Annotated in this window: 30 protein-coding genes; 25 read left to right on the forward strand and 5 right to left on the reverse strand. The window is 40.2% G+C overall.

Features of this window, described 5'->3' with window-relative positions; all coding sequences use genetic code 11:
* Positions 1-12 precede the first annotated feature (12 nt).
* The 25 genes from rpsC to PCY12_RS03050 all read left to right on the forward strand — a co-directional run bounded on the left by rpsC (position 13) and on the right by PCY12_RS03050 (position 13,842).
* On the forward strand, positions 13-666 hold the full coding sequence (gene rpsC / locus PCY12_RS02930) for a 30S ribosomal protein S3 (RefSeq protein WP_000529936.1): 654 nt from the start codon (positions 13-15) through the stop codon (positions 664-666).
* 3 nt (positions 667-669) lie between these two features.
* Positions 670-1,083: a 50S ribosomal protein L16 gene (gene rplP, locus PCY12_RS02935; RefSeq protein WP_000960946.1), complete on the forward strand. Its 414-nt coding sequence runs from the start codon at positions 670-672 to the stop codon at positions 1,081-1,083.
* Between the two features lie 9 nt (positions 1,084-1,092).
* Positions 1,093-1,299 carry a 50S ribosomal protein L29 gene (gene rpmC / locus PCY12_RS02940; protein WP_000772918.1) on the forward strand — a complete coding sequence of 69 codons (207 nt, stop codon included), beginning with the start codon at positions 1,093-1,095 and terminating at the stop codon, positions 1,297-1,299.
* Between the two features lie 24 nt (positions 1,300-1,323).
* Positions 1,324-1,584 carry a 30S ribosomal protein S17 gene (gene rpsQ / locus PCY12_RS02945; RefSeq protein WP_000440801.1) on the forward strand — a complete coding sequence of 87 codons (261 nt, stop codon included), beginning with the start codon at positions 1,324-1,326 and terminating at the stop codon, positions 1,582-1,584.
* Between the two features lie 25 nt (positions 1,585-1,609).
* Positions 1,610-1,978 (forward strand): 50S ribosomal protein L14, encoded by a 369-nt coding sequence (gene rplN / locus PCY12_RS02950; RefSeq protein ID WP_000616545.1) that lies wholly within the window; start codon positions 1,610-1,612, stop codon positions 1,976-1,978.
* A 78-nt stretch (positions 1,979-2,056) separates the two neighbouring features.
* A complete protein-coding gene (gene rplX / locus PCY12_RS02955; protein WP_000497691.1) occupies positions 2,057-2,362 on the forward strand; it encodes a 50S ribosomal protein L24 in 306 nt (101 codons plus the stop codon).
* Between the two features lie 23 nt (positions 2,363-2,385).
* Complete coding sequence (gene rplE / locus PCY12_RS02960) at positions 2,386-2,928, forward strand: 50S ribosomal protein L5 (RefSeq protein ID WP_000013542.1); 543 nt, start codon at positions 2,386-2,388, stop codon at positions 2,926-2,928.
* A 17-nt stretch (positions 2,929-2,945) separates the two neighbouring features.
* A complete protein-coding gene (locus PCY12_RS02965) occupies positions 2,946-3,131 on the forward strand; it encodes a type Z 30S ribosomal protein S14 (RefSeq protein ID WP_001085697.1) in 186 nt (61 codons plus the stop codon).
* 180 nt (positions 3,132-3,311) lie between these two features.
* On the forward strand, positions 3,312-3,710 hold the full coding sequence (rpsH, locus tag PCY12_RS02970; protein WP_000245504.1) for a 30S ribosomal protein S8: 399 nt from the start codon (positions 3,312-3,314) through the stop codon (positions 3,708-3,710).
* A 187-nt stretch (positions 3,711-3,897) separates the two neighbouring features.
* Complete coding sequence (gene rplF / locus PCY12_RS02975; RefSeq protein WP_000086626.1) at positions 3,898-4,434, forward strand: 50S ribosomal protein L6; 537 nt, start codon at positions 3,898-3,900, stop codon at positions 4,432-4,434.
* A gap of 83 nt (positions 4,435-4,517) precedes the next feature.
* Positions 4,518-4,874 carry a 50S ribosomal protein L18 gene (gene rplR, locus PCY12_RS02980; protein ID WP_000624044.1) on the forward strand — a complete coding sequence of 119 codons (357 nt, stop codon included), beginning with the start codon at positions 4,518-4,520 and terminating at the stop codon, positions 4,872-4,874.
* A 17-nt stretch (positions 4,875-4,891) separates the two neighbouring features.
* Positions 4,892-5,386, forward strand: a complete 495-nt coding sequence (gene rpsE, locus PCY12_RS02985; protein WP_000874202.1) for a 30S ribosomal protein S5 — start codon at positions 4,892-4,894, stop codon at positions 5,384-5,386.
* Positions 5,387-5,399: 13 nt separating this feature from the next.
* Positions 5,400-5,582 (forward strand): 50S ribosomal protein L30, encoded by a 183-nt coding sequence (rpmD, locus tag PCY12_RS02990; RefSeq protein WP_000057241.1) that lies wholly within the window; start codon positions 5,400-5,402, stop codon positions 5,580-5,582.
* A 144-nt stretch (positions 5,583-5,726) separates the two neighbouring features.
* Positions 5,727-6,167 carry a 50S ribosomal protein L15 gene (gene rplO, locus PCY12_RS02995; RefSeq protein WP_000766087.1) on the forward strand — a complete coding sequence of 147 codons (441 nt, stop codon included), beginning with the start codon at positions 5,727-5,729 and terminating at the stop codon, positions 6,165-6,167.
* Between the two features lie 12 nt (positions 6,168-6,179).
* Positions 6,180-7,490 carry a preprotein translocase subunit SecY gene (gene secY / locus PCY12_RS03000; RefSeq protein ID WP_301351450.1) on the forward strand — a complete coding sequence of 437 codons (1,311 nt, stop codon included), beginning with the start codon at positions 6,180-6,182 and terminating at the stop codon, positions 7,488-7,490.
* A gap of 263 nt (positions 7,491-7,753) precedes the next feature.
* Positions 7,754-8,392 (forward strand): adenylate kinase, encoded by a 639-nt coding sequence (locus PCY12_RS03005; protein WP_001050436.1) that lies wholly within the window; start codon positions 7,754-7,756, stop codon positions 8,390-8,392.
* Between the two features lie 116 nt (positions 8,393-8,508).
* Positions 8,509-8,727 (forward strand): translation initiation factor IF-1, encoded by a 219-nt coding sequence (gene infA, locus PCY12_RS03010; protein ID WP_001029883.1) that lies wholly within the window; start codon positions 8,509-8,511, stop codon positions 8,725-8,727.
* A gap of 24 nt (positions 8,728-8,751) precedes the next feature.
* Complete coding sequence (rpmJ, locus tag PCY12_RS03015; RefSeq protein WP_001808836.1) at positions 8,752-8,868, forward strand: 50S ribosomal protein L36; 117 nt, start codon at positions 8,752-8,754, stop codon at positions 8,866-8,868.
* A gap of 17 nt (positions 8,869-8,885) precedes the next feature.
* Entirely contained in the window at positions 8,886-9,251 is a 366-nt protein-coding gene (gene rpsM / locus PCY12_RS03020) for a 30S ribosomal protein S13 (RefSeq protein ID WP_000090781.1), read from the forward strand.
* 17 nt (positions 9,252-9,268) lie between these two features.
* Positions 9,269-9,652, forward strand: coding sequence for a 30S ribosomal protein S11 (rpsK, locus tag PCY12_RS03025; RefSeq protein WP_001118385.1), 384 nt, complete (start codon positions 9,269-9,271; stop codon positions 9,650-9,652).
* Between the two features lie 42 nt (positions 9,653-9,694).
* Entirely contained in the window at positions 9,695-10,630 is a 936-nt protein-coding gene (locus PCY12_RS03030; protein WP_000568988.1) for a DNA-directed RNA polymerase subunit alpha, read from the forward strand.
* A gap of 11 nt (positions 10,631-10,641) precedes the next feature.
* Complete coding sequence (gene rplQ / locus PCY12_RS03035; protein WP_000331493.1) at positions 10,642-11,028, forward strand: 50S ribosomal protein L17; 387 nt, start codon at positions 10,642-10,644, stop codon at positions 11,026-11,028.
* A gap of 264 nt (positions 11,029-11,292) precedes the next feature.
* A complete protein-coding gene (locus tag PCY12_RS03040) occupies positions 11,293-11,559 on the forward strand; it encodes an ACT domain-containing protein (RefSeq protein ID WP_261043234.1) in 267 nt (88 codons plus the stop codon).
* A gap of 9 nt (positions 11,560-11,568) precedes the next feature.
* The gene (locus tag PCY12_RS03045; protein WP_301351451.1) at positions 11,569-12,906 is read left to right on the forward strand and encodes a PFL family protein; all 1,338 of its coding nucleotides are present in this window, start codon (positions 11,569-11,571) and stop codon (positions 12,904-12,906) included.
* A 243-nt stretch (positions 12,907-13,149) separates the two neighbouring features.
* Positions 13,150-13,842 (forward strand): histidine phosphatase family protein, encoded by a 693-nt coding sequence (locus tag PCY12_RS03050; protein WP_301351452.1) that lies wholly within the window; start codon positions 13,150-13,152, stop codon positions 13,840-13,842.
* Here the strand turns inward: PCY12_RS03050 and PCY12_RS03055 are convergent.
* The 5 genes from PCY12_RS03055 to PCY12_RS03075 form a co-directional block, all read right to left on the reverse strand.
* Positions 13,839-13,985, reverse strand: coding sequence for a hypothetical protein (locus tag PCY12_RS03055; protein ID WP_007285118.1), 147 nt, complete (start codon positions 13,983-13,985; stop codon positions 13,839-13,841). The two genes, PCY12_RS03050 and PCY12_RS03055, sit on opposite strands and share 4 nt — an antisense overlap.
* 82 nt (positions 13,986-14,067) lie before the next feature.
* Positions 14,068-15,726, reverse strand: a complete 1,659-nt coding sequence (locus tag PCY12_RS03060) for an iron ABC transporter permease (protein WP_301351454.1) — start codon at positions 15,724-15,726, stop codon at positions 14,068-14,070.
* A complete protein-coding gene (locus PCY12_RS03065; protein ID WP_033685580.1) occupies positions 15,716-16,807 on the reverse strand; it encodes an ABC transporter ATP-binding protein in 1,092 nt (363 codons plus the stop codon). The genes PCY12_RS03060 and PCY12_RS03065 overlap by 11 nt, the downstream gene beginning before the upstream one ends.
* Before the next feature lie 12 nt (positions 16,808-16,819).
* Positions 16,820-17,866, reverse strand: a complete 1,047-nt coding sequence (locus tag PCY12_RS03070) for an ABC transporter substrate-binding protein (RefSeq protein WP_000731166.1) — start codon at positions 17,864-17,866, stop codon at positions 16,820-16,822.
* Positions 17,867-18,028: 162 nt separating this feature from the next.
* Positions 18,029-19,069 (reverse strand): ABC transporter substrate-binding protein, encoded by a 1,041-nt coding sequence (locus PCY12_RS03075; RefSeq protein ID WP_301351456.1) that lies wholly within the window; start codon positions 19,067-19,069, stop codon positions 18,029-18,031.
* Positions 19,070-19,288: the final 219 nt, after the last annotated feature.

Raw genomic sequence — 19,288 nt, forward strand, 5'->3', positions numbered from 1 at the left:
GGAGGTAAAATCGTGGGTCAAAAAGTACATCCAATTGGTATGCGTGTCGGCATCATCCGTGATTGGGATGCCAAATGGTATGCTGAAAAAGAATACGCGGATTACCTTCATGAAGATCTTGCAATCCGTAAATTCGTTCAAAAAGAACTTGCTGACGCAGCAGTTTCAACTATCGAAATCGAACGCGCAGTAAACAAAGTTAACGTTTCACTTCACACTGCTAAACCAGGTATGGTTATCGGTAAAGGCGGTGCTAACGTTGATGCACTCCGTGCAAAACTTAACAAATTGACTGGAAAACAAGTACACATCAACATCATCGAAATCAAACAACCTGATTTGGATGCTCACCTTGTAGGTGAAGGAATTGCTCGTCAATTGGAGCAACGTGTTGCTTTCCGTCGTGCACAAAAACAAGCAATCCAACGTGCAATGCGTGCTGGAGCTAAAGGAATCAAAACTCAAGTATCAGGTCGTTTGAACGGTGCAGATATCGCCCGTGCTGAAGGATACTCTGAAGGAACTGTTCCACTTCACACACTTCGTGCAGATATCGATTACGCTTGGGAAGAAGCAGATACTACATACGGTAAACTTGGTGTTAAAGTATGGATCTACCGTGGTGAAGTTCTTCCAGCTCGCAAAAACACTAAAGGAGGTAAATAACCAATGTTAGTACCTAAACGTGTTAAACACCGTCGTGAATTCCGTGGAAAAATGCGCGGTGAAGCAAAAGGTGGAAAAGAAGTAGCATTCGGTGAATACGGTCTTCAAGCTACAACTAGCCACTGGATCACTAACCGCCAAATCGAAGCTGCTCGTATCGCCATGACTCGTTACATGAAACGTGGTGGTAAAGTTTGGATTAAAATCTTCCCACACAAATCATACACTGCTAAAGCTATCGGTGTGCGTATGGGATCTGGTAAAGGGGCACCTGAAGGTTGGGTAGCACCAGTTAAACGTGGTAAAGTGATGTTCGAAATCGCTGGTGTATCTGAAGAGATCGCTCGTGAAGCGCTTCGTCTTGCTAGCCACAAATTGCCAGTTAAATGTAAATTCGTAAAACGTGAAGCAGAATAAGGAGAAGGCATGAAACTTAATGAAGTAAAAGAATTTGTTAAAGAACTTCGTGGTCTTTCTCAAGAAGAACTCGCGAAGCGCGAAAACGAATTGAAAAAAGAATTGTTTGAACTTCGTTTCCAAGCTGCTACTGGTCAATTGGAACAAACAGCTCGCTTGAAAGAAGTTAAAAAACAAATCGCTCGTATCAAAACAGTTCAATCTGAAGCGAAATAATAGACTAGGGAAGGAGAAATTTCAATGGAACGCAATAATCGTAAAGTTCTTGTTGGACGTGTTGTATCTGACAAAATGGACAAGACAATCACAGTTGTAGTTGAAACAAAACGTAACCACCCAGTCTATGGTAAACGTATTAACTACTCTAAAAAATACAAAGCTCATGATGAAAACAATGTTGCCAAAGAAGGCGATATCGTACGTATCATGGAAACTCGCCCGCTTTCAGCTACAAAACGTTTCCGTCTTGTAGAAGTTGTTGAAGAAGCGGTCATCATCTAATCAAACCTGAAAGGAGAAAACTGAAATGATTCAAACAGAAACTCGTTTGAAAGTCGCAGACAACAGCGGTGCTCGCGAAATCTTGACTATCAAAGTTCTTGGTGGTTCAGGACGTAAATTTGCAAACATCGGTGATGTTATCGTGGCATCTGTAAAACAAGCTACTCCTGGTGGTGCGGTTAAAAAAGGTGACGTTGTTAAAGCAGTTATCGTTCGTACTAAATCAGGTGCTCGTCGTGCTGATGGTTCATACATCAAATTTGACGAAAACGCAGCAGTTATCATCCGTGAAGACAAAACTCCTCGCGGAACACGTATCTTTGGTCCAGTTGCACGTGAATTGCGTGAAGGTGGCTTCATGAAGATCGTGTCACTTGCTCCAGAAGTACTTTAATTTTTAGAAACAAACTAGTCCCCTGGATTTAACTCCAGGGTGCCCTTATGGGCGTAAGAAAAATCAAGGAGAAACCTAATGTTTGTAAAAAAAGGCGACAAAGTTCGCGTAATCGCTGGTAAAGATAAGGGGACAGAAGCTGTTGTCCTTACTGCCCTTCCAAAAGTAAACAAAGTTATCGTTGAAGGTGTTAACATCGTTAAGAAACACCAACGTCCAACTAACGAACTTCCTCAAGGTGGTATCATCGAGAAAGAAGCAGCTATTCACGTATCAAACGTTCAAGTTTTGGACAAAAATGGTGTAGCTGGTCGTGTTGGTTACAAATTTGTAGACGGTAAAAAAGTTCGCTACAACAAAAAATCAGGCGAAGTGCTTGATTAATCACGAAGGAAAGGAGAAGTATAATGGCAAATCGTTTAAAAGAAAAATATCTTAATGAAGTAGTTCCTGCTTTGACAGAACAATTCAACTACTCATCAGTGATGGCTGTGCCTAAAGTAGATAAGATCGTTTTGAACATGGGTGTTGGTGAAGCTGTATCAAACGCTAAAAGCCTTGAAAAAGCTGCTGAAGAATTGGCACTTATCTCAGGTCAAAAACCACTTATCACTAAAGCTAAAAAATCAATCGCCGGCTTCCGTCTTCGTGAAGGTGTTGCGATCGGTGCAAAAGTTACCCTTCGTGGTGAACGTATGTACGAATTCTTGGATAAATTGGTTTCAGTTTCACTTCCACGTGTACGTGACTTCCACGGTGTTCCAACAAAATCATTTGATGGACGCGGGAACTACACACTTGGTGTGAAGGAACAATTGATCTTCCCAGAAATCAACTTCGATGACGTTGACAAAACTCGTGGTCTTGACATCGTTATCGTAACAACTGCTAACACTGACGAAGAGTCACGTGCATTGCTTACAGGCCTTGGAATGCCTTTTGCAAAATAATATAGGAGGTAAATCTAATGGCTAAAAAATCAATGATTGCTAAGAACAAACGTCCAGCGAAGTTCTCTACTCAAGCTTATACTCGTTGTGAAAAATGTGGTCGTCCACATTCAGTTTACCGCAAATTTAAACTTTGCCGTGTTTGCTTCCGTGAATTAGCTTACAAAGGACAAATTCCTGGTGTAACAAAAGCATCTTGGTAATTCTAGCTTTCAATCCCGTCGTGATTCGTCGTTATCTGCTTTTGCCTAACTCAAGTTATGCCTGCAAGCAGATGCCTAGACTCACTTAGGAATTGAAACCTAGAAACATATTCTGAGCCTAGCTCAATCATTAACTAGCAAGTGCAACTTGCAAACTACTAGTAAGAGGAGAAAAACAAAATGGTTATGACTGACCCAATCGCAGACTTCCTAACTCGTATTCGTAACGCTAACCAAGCGAAACACGAAGTACTTGAAGTACCTGCATCAAACATCAAAAAAGGGATTGCTGAAATCCTTAAACGCGAAGGTTTTGTAAAAAACGTTGAAATCATCGAAGATGACAAACAAGGCATCATCCGTGTATTCCTTAAATACGGACCAAACGGTGAAAAAGTTATCACTAACTTGAAACGTGTTTCTAAACCAGGACTTCGTGTCTACAAAAAACGTGAAGACCTTCCAAAAGTTCTTAACGGACTTGGAATTGCTATCCTTTCAACTTCTGAAGGTTTGCTTACTGATAAAGAAGCACGCCAAAAGAATGTTGGTGGTGAGGTTATCGCTTACGTTTGGTAATATTTAGCTCCCAATTTCTTTGTGACTCTTCGTTATCGTCTCTTACCTAACCCAAAGTTATGCCTGCGAGACGATGCTTAGATTCACTTTGAAATTGAAACCTAAATGTTCCTTTAAATCGAGAAATCGATTTAACCCCGTGAAAACTGGCCGTTCTGGCCTGACAATTTAACAGGAGAAAATAAACATGTCACGTATTGGTAATAAAGTTATCGTGTTGCCTGCTGGTGTTGAAATCACTAACAATGACAACGTTGTAACTGTAAAAGGACCTAAAGGAGAACTTACTCGTGAGTTCTCAAAAGATATTGAAATCCGTGTGGAAGGTACTGAAGTAACTCTTCACCGTCCAAACGATTCAAAAGAAATGAAAACTATCCACGGAACTACTCGTGCCCTTTTGAACAACATGGTTGTTGGTGTATCAGAAGGATTCAAGAAAGAACTTGAAATGCGTGGGGTTGGTTACCGTGCACAACTTCAAGGATCTAAACTTGTTTTGGCTGTTGGTAAATCTCATCCAGACGAAGTTGAAGCTCCAGAAGGAATTACTTTTGAACTTCCAAACCCAACAACAATCGTTGTTAGCGGAATTTCAAAAGAAGTAGTTGGACAAACAGCTGCTTACGTACGTAGCCTTCGTTCACCAGAACCATATAAAGGTAAAGGTATCCGTTACGTTGGTGAATTCGTTCGCCGTAAAGAAGGTAAAACAGGTAAATAATGTTGAGTGGTTGAGTCTCAACCACCAACCTATTTTCCAACTTTGTGCATAGCACACGATTTAAAACTAAAGAGGTGAAAACTGTGATTTCAAAACCAGATAAAAACAAACTCCGCCAAAAACGCCACCGTCGCGTTCGCGGAAAACTCTCTGGAACTGCTGATCGCCCACGTTTGAACGTATTCCGTTCTAATACAGGCATCTACGCTCAAGTGATTGATGACGTAGCGGGTGTAACGCTCGCAAGTGCTTCAACTCTTGACAAAGAAGTTTCAAAAGGAACTAAAACTGAACAAGCCGTTGCTGTCGGTAAACTCGTTGCAGAACGTGCAAACGCTAAAGGTATTTCAGAAGTGGTGTTCGACCGCGGTGGATATCTATATCACGGACGTGTGAAAGCTTTGGCTGATGCAGCTCGTGAAAACGGATTGAAATTCTAATAGGAGGACACTAGAAAATGGCATTTAAAGACAATGCAGTTGAATTAGAAGAACGCGTAGTTGCTGTCAACCGTGTTACAAAAGTTGTTAAAGGTGGACGTCGTCTTCGTTTCGCAGCTCTTGTTGTTGTTGGTGACCACAACGGTCGCGTAGGATTTGGTACTGGTAAAGCTCAAGAAGTTCCAGAAGCAATCCGTAAAGCAGTAGATGATGCTAAGAAAAACTTGATCGAAGTTCCTATGGTTGGAACAACAATCCCACACGAAGTTCTTTCAGAATTCGGTGGAGCTAAAGTATTGTTGAAACCTGCTGTAGAAGGTTCTGGAGTTGCCGCTGGTGGTGCAGTTCGTGCCGTTGTGGAATTGGCAGGTGTGGCAGATATTACATCTAAATCACTTGGTTCTAACACTCCAATCAACATTGTTCGTGCAACTGTTGAAGGTTTGAAACAATTGAAACGCGCTGAAGAAGTTGCTGCCCTTCGTGGTATTTCAGTTTCTGATTTGGCATAAGAAGGGGGATAAAATGGCTCAAATTAAAATTACTTTGACTAAGTCTCCAATCGGACGCATTCCATCACAACGTAAAACTGTTGTAGCACTTGGACTTGGCAAATTGAACAGCTCTGTTATTAAAGAAGATAACGCTGCTATCCGTGGTATGATCACAGCAGTATCTCACTTGGTAACAGTTGAAGAAGTAAACTAATGAATTTTTAGGGGATGTGCACTATACCATCCCCTAAAACTAGATATAGTCATCTATGATGACGTCGTATAGGCGAGTTGATGGGGGAGACAACCTTTTCTCCCTTATCGGCGCTAGCATTTTACAAAAGAGGAGAAAATAAAAATGAAACTTCATGAATTGAAACCTGCAGAAGGTTCTCGTAAAGTACGTAACCGCGTTGGTCGTGGTACTTCATCAGGTAACGGTAAAACATCTGGTCGTGGTCAAAAAGGTCAAAAAGCTCGTAGCGGTGGCGGAGTTCGCCTTGGTTTTGAAGGTGGACAAACTCCATTGTTCCGTCGTCTTCCAAAACGTGGATTCACTAACATCAACGCTAAAGAATACGCAATTGTGAACCTTGACCAATTGAACGTCTTTGAAGATGGTGCTGAAGTTACTCCAGTTGTTCTTATCGAAGCAGGAATTGTTAAAGCTGAAAAATCAGGTATTAAAATTCTTGGTAACGGTGAGTTGACTAAGAAATTGACTGTGAAAGCAGCTAAATTCTCTAAATCAGCTGAAGAAGCTATCACTGCTAAAGGTGGTTCAGTAGAAGTCATCTAAGAGAGGTGACCTATGTTTTTTAAATTATTAAGAGAAGCTCTTAAAGTCAAGCAGGTTCGATCAAAAATTTTATTTACAATTTTTATCGTTTTGGTCTTTCGTGTCGGAACTAGCATTACAGTTCCTGGTGTGAATGCCAATAGCTTGAATGCTTTAAGTGGATTATCCTTCTTAAACATGTTGAGCTTGGTGTCGGGGAATGCCCTAAAAAACTTTTCGATTTTTGCTCTAGGAGTTAGTCCCTATATCACTGCTTCTATCGTTGTCCAACTCTTGCAAATGGATATTTTACCCAAGTTTGTAGAGTGGGGGAAACAAGGGGAAGTAGGCCGAAGAAAATTAAATCAAGCTACTCGTTATATTGCTCTAGTTCTCGCTTTTGTGCAATCTATCGGGATTACAGCTGGTTTTAATACCTTGGCTGGAGCTCAATTGATTAAAACTGCTTTAACTCCACAAGTTTTTCTGACGATTGGTATCATCTTAACAGCTGGTAGTATGATTGTCACGTGGTTGGGAGAGCAAATTACAGATAAGGGATACGGAAACGGTGTTTCCATGATTATCTTTGCCGGGATTGTTGCCTCAATTCCAGAGATGATTCAGGGCATCTATGTGGACTACTTTGTGAACGTCCCAAGTAGCCGTATCACTTCATCTATCATTTTCGTAATCATTTTGATTATTACTGTATTGTTGATCATTTATTTTACAACCTATGTTCAACAAGCAGAATACAAAATTCCAATCCAATATACTAAGGTTGCACAAGGTGCTCCATCTAGCTCTTACCTTCCATTGAAGGTAAACCCTGCTGGAGTTATCCCTGTTATCTTTGCCAGTTCCATTACTGCAGCGCCTGCGGCTATTCTTCAGTTTTTGAGCGCTACAGGTCATGATTGGGCTTGGGTAAGGGTAGCACAAGAGATGTTGGCAACCACTTCTCCAACTGGTATTGCCATGTATGCTTTGTTGATTATTCTCTTTACATTCTTCTATACGTTTGTACAGATTAATCCTGAAAAAGCGGCAGAGAACCTACAAAAGAGCGGTGCCTATATCCATGGAGTTCGTCCTGGTAAAGGTACAGAAGAATATATGTCTAAACTTCTTCGTCGTCTTGCAACTGTTGGTTCCCTCTTCCTTGGTGTGATTTCCATTTTGCCGATTGCAGCTAAAGATGTATTTGGTCTTTCTGATGTTGTTGCCTTTGGGGGAACCAGTCTCTTGATCATTATCTCTACTGGTATCGAAGGAATCAAGCAATTGGAAGGTTACCTATTGAAACGTAAGTATGTTGGTTTCATGGATAGAACAGAATAAAAGTATTTACTGATACTCTTCGAAAATCTCTTCAAACCACGTCAGCTTTATCTGCAACCTCAAAGCAGTGCTTTGAGCAACCTGCGGCTAGCTTCCTAGTTTGCTCTTTGATTTTCATTGAGTATGAATCAGTAAATACTGAGGGAGTGGAGGTTTAAACTCTAACATTTGTGAGAGTTTGGTCTCCCCTCTTCTATTTTGTTTTTAAATAGGGGTGAAAGACTTTTTACTTCTACTTAAAAATAAAATAAGGAGATCAGATCATGAATCTTTTGATTATGGGCTTACCTGGTGCAGGTAAGGGAACTCAAGCAGCAAAAATCGTAGAACAATTCCATGTTGCACATATCTCAACAGGTGATATGTTCCGCGCTGCAATGGCAAATCAAACTGAAATGGGTGTTCTTGCTAAGTCATACATTGACAAGGGTGAATTAGTTCCTGATGAAGTTACAAATGGAATCGTAAAAGAACGTCTTTCACAAGATGATATTAAAGAAACAGGATTCTTATTGGATGGTTACCCACGTACAATCGAACAAGCTCATGCCTTGGACAAAACATTGGCTGAACTTGGCATTGAACTAGAAGGTGTCATCAACATTGAAGTAAATCCAGATAGCCTCTTAGAACGTTTGAGTGGTCGTATCATCCACCGCGTAACTGGGGAAACTTTCCACAAGGTCTTTAACCCACCAGTTGACTATAAAGAAGAAGATTACTACCAACGTGAAGATGATAAGCCTGAGACAGTCAAACGTCGTTTGGATGTGAATATTGCACAAGGAGAACCAATCATTGCTCACTACCGTGCCAAAGGTTTGGTTCATGACATCGAAGGTAATCAAGATATTAACGATGTCTTCTCAGATATCGAAAAAGTATTGACAAATTTGAAATAAAGCGTTTTTCACACTTGCAAAAATCCGCTACAAATGTTATACTGAGATAGTCTGACTTATAATTGTTGTCTCTGTGTCTAGAGGCATCGAATCGAAATTTATGGAGGTGCTTTTGCGTGGCAAAAGACGATGTGATTGAAGTTGAAGGCAAAGTAGTTGATACAATGCCGAATGCAATGTTTACGGTTGAACTTGAAAATGGACATCAGATTTTAGCAACAGTTTCTGGTAAAATTCGTAAAAACTATATTCGTATTTTAGCGGGAGATCGTGTTACTGTCGAAATGAGTCCATATGACTTGACACGTGGACGTATCACTTACCGCTTTAAATAATCGAAAAACTTGGAGGGATAAGAAATGAAAGTAAGACCATCGGTCAAACCAATTTGCGAATACTGTAAAGTTATTCGTCGTAATGGTCGTGTTATGGTAATTTGCCCAGCAAATCCAAAACACAAACAACGTCAAGGATAAGATAGAAAGGAGAAAACATGGCTCGTATTGCTGGAGTTGACATTCCAAATGACAAACGCGTAGTAATCTCATTGACTTATGTTTATGGTATCGGACTTGCAACATCTAAGAAAATTTTGGCTGCTGCTGGAATCTCAGAAGATGTTCGTGTACGTGATCTTACATCAGATCAAGAAGATGCTATCCGTCGTGAAGTGGATGCAATCAAAGTTGAAGGTGACCTTCGTCGTGAAGTAAACTTGAACATCAAACGTTTGATGGAAATCGGTTCATACCGTGGTATCCGTCACCGTCGTGGACTTCCTGTCCGTGGACAAAACACTAAAAACAACGCTCGCACTCGTAAAGGTAAAGCTGTTGCGATTGCTGGTAAGAAAAAATAATATAGGAGGTAAAAGTCTTGGCTAAACCAACACGTAAACGTCGTGTGAAAAAGAATATCGAATCTGGTATTGCTCATATTCACGCTACATTTAATAACACTATTGTTATGATTACTGATGTGCATGGTAATGCAATTGCTTGGTCATCAGCTGGTGCTCTTGGTTTCAAAGGTTCTCGTAAATCTACACCATTCGCTGCTCAAATGGCTTCTGAAGCTGCTGCTAAATCTGCACAAGAACACGGTCTTAAATCAGTTGAAGTTACTGTAAAAGGTCCAGGTTCTGGTCGTGAGTCAGCTATTCGTGCGCTTGCTGCCGCTGGTCTTGAAGTAACAGCAATTCGTGATGTGACTCCAGTGCCACACAATGGTGCTCGTCCTCCAAAACGTCGCCGTGTATAATCATCGCATTACACTGCTTTTCGTTTAAGAGGGAGTAACTAAATGATCGAGTTTGAAAAACCAAATATAACAAAAATTGATGAAAATAAAGATTATGGCAAGTTTGTAATTGAACCACTTGAACGTGGCTACGGTACAACTCTTGGTAACTCTCTTCGTCGTGTACTTCTAGCTTCTCTACCAGGAGCAGCTGTGACATCTATCAACATTGATGGTGTGTTACATGAGTTTGACACAGTTCCAGGTGTTCGTGAAGACGTGATGCAAATCATTCTGAACATTAAAGGAATTGCAGTGAAATCGTACGTTGAAGACGAAAAAATCATCGAACTAGATGTTGAAGGTCCTGCTGAAGTAACAGCTGGTGACATTTTGACAGATAGCGATATTGAAATTGTAAATCCAGATCATTATCTCTTTACAATCGGTGAAGGTTCTTCTCTAAAAGCGACTATGACTGTTAACAGTGGTCGTGGATATGTACCTGCTGATGAAAATAAAAAAGATAATGCACCAGTTGGGACACTTGCTGTAGATTCTATTTATACACCAGTTACCAAAGTCAACTATCAAGTGGAACCTGCTCGTGTAGGTAGCAATGATGGATTTGACAAATTAACCCTTGAAATCTTGACAAATGGAACAATTATTCCAGAAGATGCTTTAGGGCTTTCTGCACGTATTTTGACAGAACATCTTGATTTGTTTACAAATCTTACTGAGATTGCTAAGTCAACTGAAGTGATGAAAGAAGCTGATACTGAATCTGACGATCGTATTTTGGATCGTACGATTGAGGAACTGGACTTGTCTGTGCGTTCATACAACTGTTTGAAACGTGCCGGTATCAATACTGTGCATGATTTGACAGAAAAATCTGAAGCAGAGATGATGAAAGTACGAAATCTTGGACGCAAGAGTTTGGAAGAAGTGAAACTCAAACTCATTGATTTGGGTCTTGGATTAAAAGATAAATAAAGGAGGAATACATGGCTTACCGTAAACTAGGACGCACTAGCTCACAACGTAAAGCAATGCTTCGCGATTTGACAACTGACCTTTTGATCAACGAATCAATCGTGACAACTGAAGCTCGTGCTAAAGAAATCCGTAAAACTGTTGAAAAAATGATTACTCTAGGTAAACGTGGTGATTTGCATGCACGTCGTCAAGCAGCTGCTTTCGTACGTAATGAAATCGCATCTGAAAACTATGATGAAGCAACTGACAAGTACACTTCTACTACAGCACTTCAAAAATTGTTCTCAGAAATCGCACCTCGTTATGCTGAACGTAACGGTGGATACACTCGTATCCTTAAAACTGAACCACGTCGTGGTGATGCAGCGCCAATGGCGATCATCGAATTAGTATAAAATCATCAATTTTGTTGAGTGTTATGATGATGGAGTCTTGTGCTCTTAGTCTAGCTCTGGTCTACCGCTAGGATTTCGGTCCTAGCGGGAACACTCATCATAAGTTGGGATAGTAGACGCTTGTTTACGAAATTGTTTTTTTCTTAAGAACAACTTCGTAAGCAGGCGTTTTTGAGTATTTTAGTTGGAATTATGCTATACTATTTGAAAAGAATCCTGTTTAATGTTCAGGTTTCCTATTTTAAGAAGAATTGGAGTTTGCTTATGAAAGCGATTATAACTGTTGTTGGTAAAGATAAATCTGGAATTGTTGCAGGTGTTTCTGGTAAAATTGCAGAATTGGGTTTGAATATAGACGATATTTCTCAAACTGTCTTGGATGAATATTTCACGATGATGGCTGTCGTCTCTAGCAATGAAAAGCAAGATTTCACCTATCTTCGTAATGAGTTTGAAACCTTTGGTCAAACTTTGAATGTAAAAATCAATATTCAGAGTGCAGCTATTTTCGAAGCTATGTATAATATCTAGGAGGTGCACATGGATATTAGACAAGTTACTGAAACCATCTCCATGATTGAGGAGCAAAACTTCGATATTAGAACCATTACCATGGGGATTTCTCTTTTGGACTGTATCGATCCAGATATCAATCGTGCTGCGGAGAAAATTTATCAAAAGATTACGACCAAGGCGGCTAATTTAGTGGCTGTTGGCGACGAAATTGCAGCTGAGTTGGGAATTCCTATCGTAAATAAGCGTGTATCGGTGACTCCTATTTCTTTGATTGGGGCAGCGACAGATGCGACGGACTACGTGGTTCTGGCAAAAGCGCTTGATAAGGCTGCGAAAGAAATCGGTGTGGATTTTATTGGTGGTTTCTCTGCCTTGGTACAAAAAGGTTATCAAAAGGGAGATGAGATTCTCATCAATTCTATTCCTCGTGCTTTGGCTGAAACGGACAAGGTCTGCTCGTCAGTCAATATCGGCTCAACCAAGTCTGGTATCAATATGACGGCTGTCGCAGATATGGGAAGAGTTATCAAGGAAACGGCAACTCTATCAGATATGGGAGCGGCCAAGTTGGTTGTATTTGCTAATGCTGTTGAGGACAATCCATTTATGGCGGGTGCCTTCCATGGTGTTGGGGAGGCAGATGTTATCATCAATGTCGGAGTTTCCGGTCCTGGTGTGGTCAAGCGTGCCTTGGAAAAAGTTCGTGGACAGAGCTTTGATGTAGTAGCAGAAACGGTCAAGAAGACTGCCTTTAAAATCACTCGTATCGGTCAATTGGTTGGTCAAATGGCCAGTGAGAGACTGGGTGTGGAGTTTGGTATTGTGGATTTGAGTTTGGCGCCAACTCCTGCGGTTGGAGATTCTGTTGCACGTGTCCTAGAAGAAATGGGACTAGAAACAGTTGGTACGCATGGAACGACGGCTGCCTTGGCACTCTTGAACGACCAAGTTAAGAAGGGTGGAGTTATGGCCTGCAACCAAGTCGGTGGTTTGTCTGGTGCCTTTATCCCTGTGTCAGAGGATGAAGGAATGATTGCTGCAGTGCAAAATGGCTCTCTTAATCTGGAAAAACTAGAAGCTATGACGGCTATCTGTTCCGTTGGTTTGGATATGATTGCCATTCCGGAGAATACACCTGCTGAAACCATTGCGGCCATGATTGCAGATGAGGCTGCAATTGGTGTTATTAACATGAAGACAACGGCTGTTCGTATCATTCCAAAAGGAAAAGAAGGCGATATGATTGAGTTTGGTGGCCTATTAGGAACTGCACCTGTTATGAAAGTCAATGGGGCTTCGTCTGTCGATTTCATCTCTCGTGGAGGACAAATCCCAGCACCAATTCATAGTTTTAAAAATTAAGAAAATAGGAGAAATTTTAAGCTCTATTTAAGGTTGGATGTGTATACTATAATCATTAAATAAAGACCTCCTAATATTATTTGAAACAGATAACACTGATTTAGTTTGAATTTGATTTTCATCTAATATCTTTATTTAATGAACTCCTAAACTTTTTCATAATAATCTCCTGCAAAAGTCGCCTGTCTGGGTGGCTTTTGTTTTATCATCCATGATATAATAGAAGCAAACGGAGGACGGAAAATGGTAAAAGTACGATTGTATTTGGTACGTCATGGCAAGACTATGTTTAACACGATTGGTCGCGCGCAAGGTTGGAGCGATACTCCCTTAACAGCTGAAGGTGAACGAGGGATTCAAGAGTTAGGAATCGGTTTGCGAGAAACTGGTTTGCAGTTTGAGCGCGCTTATTCGAGTGATTCTGGGCGCACCATTCAGACAATGGGAATTATCCTTGAAGAACTTGGATTGCAGGGGAAAATCCCTTATCGCATGGACAAGCGTATCAGAGAATGGTGTTTTGGTAGCTTTGACGGAGCCTACGATGGCGATCTTTTCATGGGCATTATTCCTCGTATCTTTAATGTGGACCACGTTCACCAATTGTCTTATGCTGAACTGGCTGAGGGTTTGGTAGAGGTCGATACAGCTGGTTGGGCTGAAGGCTGGGAAAAACTCAGTGGTCGAATCAAGGAAGGTTTTGAAGCGATTGCCAAAGAAATGGAAGAGCAAGGTGGGGGCAATGCTCTTGTCGTGAGCCACGGAATGACTATTGGAACCATTGTTTATCTGATCAATGGTATGCATCCTCATGGTCTGGATAATGGTAGCGTGACGATCCTTGAATATGAGGACGGTCAGTTTAGCGTAGAAGTTGTCGGCGACCGTAGTTACCGGGAACTAGGACGTGAGAAGATGGAGGAAGCCTCTATTTAATACTCTTCGAAAATCTCTTCAAACCGCGTCAACGTCGTCTTGTCGTAGATATGGTTACTGACTTCGTCAGTTCTATCCACAACCTCAAAGCAGTGCTTTGAGCAACCTGCGGCTAGTTTCCTAGTTTGCTCTTTGATTTTCATTGAGTATAAGAATTTGATAGGAATATCAAGATAAGAAAAAACAGCCGAGGGTAATCCTTTCGGCTGTTTTTGATGGGGGAAACTAAAGTGTAATGCTGTTGCTTTTAGAGATTTTCATAAATAAGAGCAAGGAACCTACTGTTAGAATAGTCAAGATAGTTGACAAGGCTGCGGCTACACCATAATTCCCTCTGAGAACCTCTGTATAAATGGCTACAGTCATTGTTCTTGTTTTGACATTGTAGAGGAGGATAGAAGTAGAGAGTTCTGAAATCATTGTGACCCAAGATAGGATGGCTCCAGAAATAATACCAGATAGCATCATTGGAGTTGTAATCTTGGCAAAGGTATTGAGACGACTACTTCCTAAGCTTTCCGCGGCTTCTTCAATACTTGGGGCTATTTGTTGCAAACTAGCAACAGATGAGCGAATAGTATAAGGCAATCTTCTGACAGATAGGGACATAATCAAGATGAAAGCAGTTCCTGTAATCATAAGAAATCCACTTCCAAATAGACCAGTATTGAAGGAAGAAATGAAGGCAATCCCTAGAACGGTTCCTGGTACAATATAAGGGACCATACTGAGGCTGTCAATTAAGTTTGTAAACAAATTCCGTTTTCTAACGGCTAGGTAGGAGATAAATGTTGCAAATAGGACAACTAGAACTAAGGCAATCAAAGGGATACGAATGGTATTGAAAATAGCAGATCCCATACGATTGAAAGCTACCTTGTAACTGTTTAGAGAATAACCTTTAACAAATACCATACCTGATGTTTTTAGGAAAGAAGTATAAATCAAGTAGACTTGAGGTAGAACAGAGAACAAGATAATTCCGTAGACTGTTGCATAAATGGCAGCTATTTTTCCTTTTGTAGTTTTTTTAGGCTCGATTGGATGGAGCGAATTCATACTGAAACTGTAGCGGTTTGAAATGTATTTTTGGATAAGGAAAATTGCCAAGGCAATGATAATCGCCATAATGGCTAAAGCAGATGCAAAAGCAGAATTTCCTCCAACCTCGCTAATAAATTGAGTATAAATCAGGACAGGGAAAGTCCGATATCCTTCACCAATCAACATAGGGGTTCCAAAGTCTGAGAATGCTCTCATAAATACAAGCAGGGCAGCTGCTAGTAAGGTTGGAACTAGGAGAGGCAAAACAACCCTTACGATACGCTTAAATCCGAAGGACCCCATGCTTTCAGCAGCTTCAAGTAGAGAATTATCAATACTTTTCATTGTCCCAGCAACGTATAGAAATACCAGTGGGAATAGTTGCAGTGTAAAGACAAGTACAATTCCTTTGAATCCATAAATATCGATAGCTGGAAGATGAAGGGTATTTGTCAGGAATTTAGTAATGACCCCATTTCGTCCCAGCAAGAGAATCCAGGAGTAGGCTCCCACGAACGGAGCTGACATGGAAGCAATGATAATTAATATTTGTAGAAATTTCTTTCCCTTGAAGTCATACATAGAGAAGAGATAAGCTAATAAGGTTCCTACGACTAAGGAAGTGACAGTAGCGGTAATAGAAACCTTGAAACTGTTGACGAGTGTCTCAGAGTAGTAGGCTTTACTAAAGAAAGTGACAAAATTAGCTAGTGAGAAATGTCCTTCATGTATGAGTGCTTGCTTTAGCACGGTAACGATAGGATAAACGAGAAAGACAAGATAAGTAAGAAAGATGAAGAAAGAGGAGGCTGTCCAAATATTTAGTTTTTTACGTTCCATGGTTGACTCCTTTTATCAGGTTTTGGGAACCATCTGCAGAAAAGACGTTTAATTTTTGAGTATTGATTCGTAGACGAATACGATCGCCTTTTTGTAGATCTTCTTCAAAAGTTGATTCTTCGCTAACCTGAATTTTTGAGGCAAAGCCTGTCTCGATGAAGTATTCAGTATTTAGTCCAAGATAGACGCTATCGCTAATAGTTCCTTCAATATCTCCAGATTCATCTTTGATAAACTCTTCAGGACGGATGCTTACATGAATAGCTTGTTCCTCAGCCTGATCAAGGGCTGGCATTCGAAGGGCATAGCCATCTGAAAAGACGATATAAGCGCCGTCGCTCCGTTTTTCGAGATTGGCAGGGATAATATTTGTGCGTCCGATAAAGGTTGCTACAAACTCATTAGCTGGTTTATGATAGAGTTCTTTTGGTCGGCCGATTTGTTGGATCACCCCATCTTTCATAACAGCAATTTGATCTGAAATAGCCATGGCTTCTTCTTGGTCGTGGGTCACATAAACGGTTGTAATTCCCACTTCGTGTTGGATTTCCCGAATAGCTTGACGCATATCCAAGCGAAGTTTGGCATCTAGGTTACTAAGTGGCTCGTCCATGAGGAGAACACTTGGATTAACCGCTAAGGCACGTGCCAAGGCGACACGTTGTTGTTGTCCACCACTGAGTTTATCGGGCTTCCGATCCGCGTATTGAGCAATTTGCATGAGTTCAAGATACTTGTTTGTCTGTTGGACCAATTCTTCTTTTGGAACCTTCTTTTGCTTGAGACCAAAAGCAACATTGTCTCGGACAGTCAAATGTGGGAAAATAGCGTAGTTTTGGAAAACCATGCCGATATTGCGTTTGCTGGGTTCCATATTATTGATTTTTGTATCATCGAAGTAAAATTCTCCGCCTTCGATACTGTTGAAACCTGCAATCATACGAAGAAGAGTCGTTTTCCCACAACCTGAAGGTCCAAGAAGGGTAAAGAGACTTCCTTTTGGAATTGTAATGTTCAAATTCTCAATAACAGGGACATCGTGATAGATTTTTTTTGCGTTAATAATTTTGATCTCACTCATAGTGAACCTCTTTTACTGTTTAGATTGGATATCTGTAAAGACTTCGTTGTATTTCTTAACAATATCTGATTTATTCTTGATGACATAATCATAATCTTCAGTGAGTGTTTTGATTTTGTCAATTGGTTTCATGTTTTCGCTTGTTTTAGCATTTTTACGAACAGGACGGTTAGTAGTGGTTGTACCAAGTGTATCTTGTACTTCTTGAGAGATAATAAAATCGATAAATTTCTTGGCATTTTCCATATTTTTCGCTTTTTTAACGATAGCAGCACTAGCAGGTAGGAAGACGGTTCCTTCTTTTGGATAGACTACCTTGATATTAGCCCCGTCATTTAAGAGTTTAACTGCTGGATCTTCATAAGAGAGACCAACAGCCATTTCTCCGTCAGCGACTGCTTTATAGACGCCAGATGAACTTGAACCGATTTTCCCATCAATAAGTGTGAAAAGATCTTTTACATAAGACCAAGCCTTATCATCTTTGTAACCACCTTGAGCTTGTAGCATATTTGTTAATTGAGCAAAGGCGCTAGAAGAGTTTGCTGGGTCAGCAGTTGCGATTTTTCCTTTTAGTTCAGGTTTGAGAAGGTCGCTATATCCTTCGATGTTCATGCCTTTCGTTAAATCAGGATTGACGATTAAAACACTACCATCTAGTGTATAAGGAGTAGAGTAGCCAGTTGTGTTTTGATATTCTTTGATAACATTATCATTTTCTTTTGAAGTATAGTTTTCAAAGAGTTCTCCGTGGGTAGCATATTGTGTATAAGAACCACCAAAGATGACATCAGCTACAGGAGCTTCTTTTTCTGACTCTAGTTTTTTGAAAAGTTCTCCGGTACCAGCTTGAATCAGTTCTACTTTGATACCATATTTTTCTTCAAAGGCAGGAATAGTTGCTCCAATTAAGCCCTCTGAGTTTGGTGAATAAACGACTAGCGAACCGCCGTCTCCTTTATCAGATGAACCGCCATCGGCAGATTCATTAGAAGAACAAGCAGCAAGACCAAAAAGAGCTAGTCCGCAAGCAGCATAATACATCCATTTCTTTTTCATGATGGATACCTCCGTTGTGTTATTTAAGTTTATTTTAAAACAATGTAAGCGTTTTTAAAACCGACAATTCTATTCTATTAGAGTAAAATTCTCTACAAAAACGGAAGTAATCTTCTTGATTTTATAGTAGGGTTTGACAGTTAATCATTGGAAAGTCAAATTTTATTTTTTAGATTGGATATCTGTAAAAATGTCATTGTACTTTTTAAGAATAGCAGATTTATTTTTAATGACATAATCGGAATCTTCAGTGGCAATATTGATTTCTGTCATAGCCTTCATATTTTTATTGGTTTTAGCATTTTTACGAATGGGTCTGATTGTAGTTTCAGTTCCTAGCTTATCTTGGGTTTCTTGAGAAAGGAGGAAATCGATAAATTTCTTAGCGTTTTCCATGTGTTTGGCATTTTTGACGATAGCCGCGTTACCAGGTAAAAAGACGGTTCCTTCTTTTGGATAAATGACTTTTACATCAACCCCATCATTTAAGAGTTTTAAAGCAGGATCTTCATAGGTGAGTCCAACAGCCATTTCCCCATCGGCGACAGCTTTGTAAACATTTGAAGAGCTAGATGCAATTTTTCCATCTACTAGGGTAAATAGATTTTTCACATAGGTCCAAGCTTGTTCATTTTCGTATCCACCTTGGTCTACAAGCATGTTTGTTAATTGAGCAAAGGCGCTAGATGCGTTACTTGGATCAGCAGTAGCAATTTTTCCTTTTAATTTAGGATTGAGTAGATCATTGTAGCCTTCAATTTTAATATCTTTTGTAAGGGCTGAATTGGCAATGATGACACTGACATCCAGTGTATAAGGTGTATAGAATCCTGTTTTATTTTGATATTCAGGGATTATCTGGTCGTTCTCTTGAGAAATATAAGGTTCAAAAAGATTTTCGTTAGAAGAGAAGAGGGCGTAGGAGCCTCCGAAAATGACATCAGCTACAGGGGATTCTTTTTCGGCCTCAGCTTTTTTGAACAATTCACCAGTGCTGGCTTGTACTAAGTCAACCTTAATACCATATTTTTCTTCGAAGGCTGGGACTGTTTCTTCGATAAGGTCTTCAGGGTTAGGCGAGTAGACAACCAAAGTGTTATCTGAATCTTTTTCAGCGCTAGTTTCCGCTTCTATAGGAGAAGAACACCCTGATAAAGAAAGGAATATCCAGCCACAAGAGAGAAAGAATAGTATTTTTTTCATAAGTATCTCCTTTTTTACGAACATTTTCTCTACCTAGATTGTTAATGTTTTTAAATTGTAGAGTCCTACAGGATATAATAAAAACCTTAAAGAAATCTAAAACGAAAAATAGGAAATGAGTTCCTAGAGCAAGGATGGGTGAATTGTAACTGGGATTTCGATGGTAATTCTCTTCAAAGCACGTCATTTTATCTGTGATTTCAAAGCTATGATTTGAGC

The organism is Streptococcus sp. SPS1, from assembly GCF_030439915.1.
GTDB lineage: Bacteria > Bacillota > Bacilli > Lactobacillales > Streptococcaceae > Streptococcus.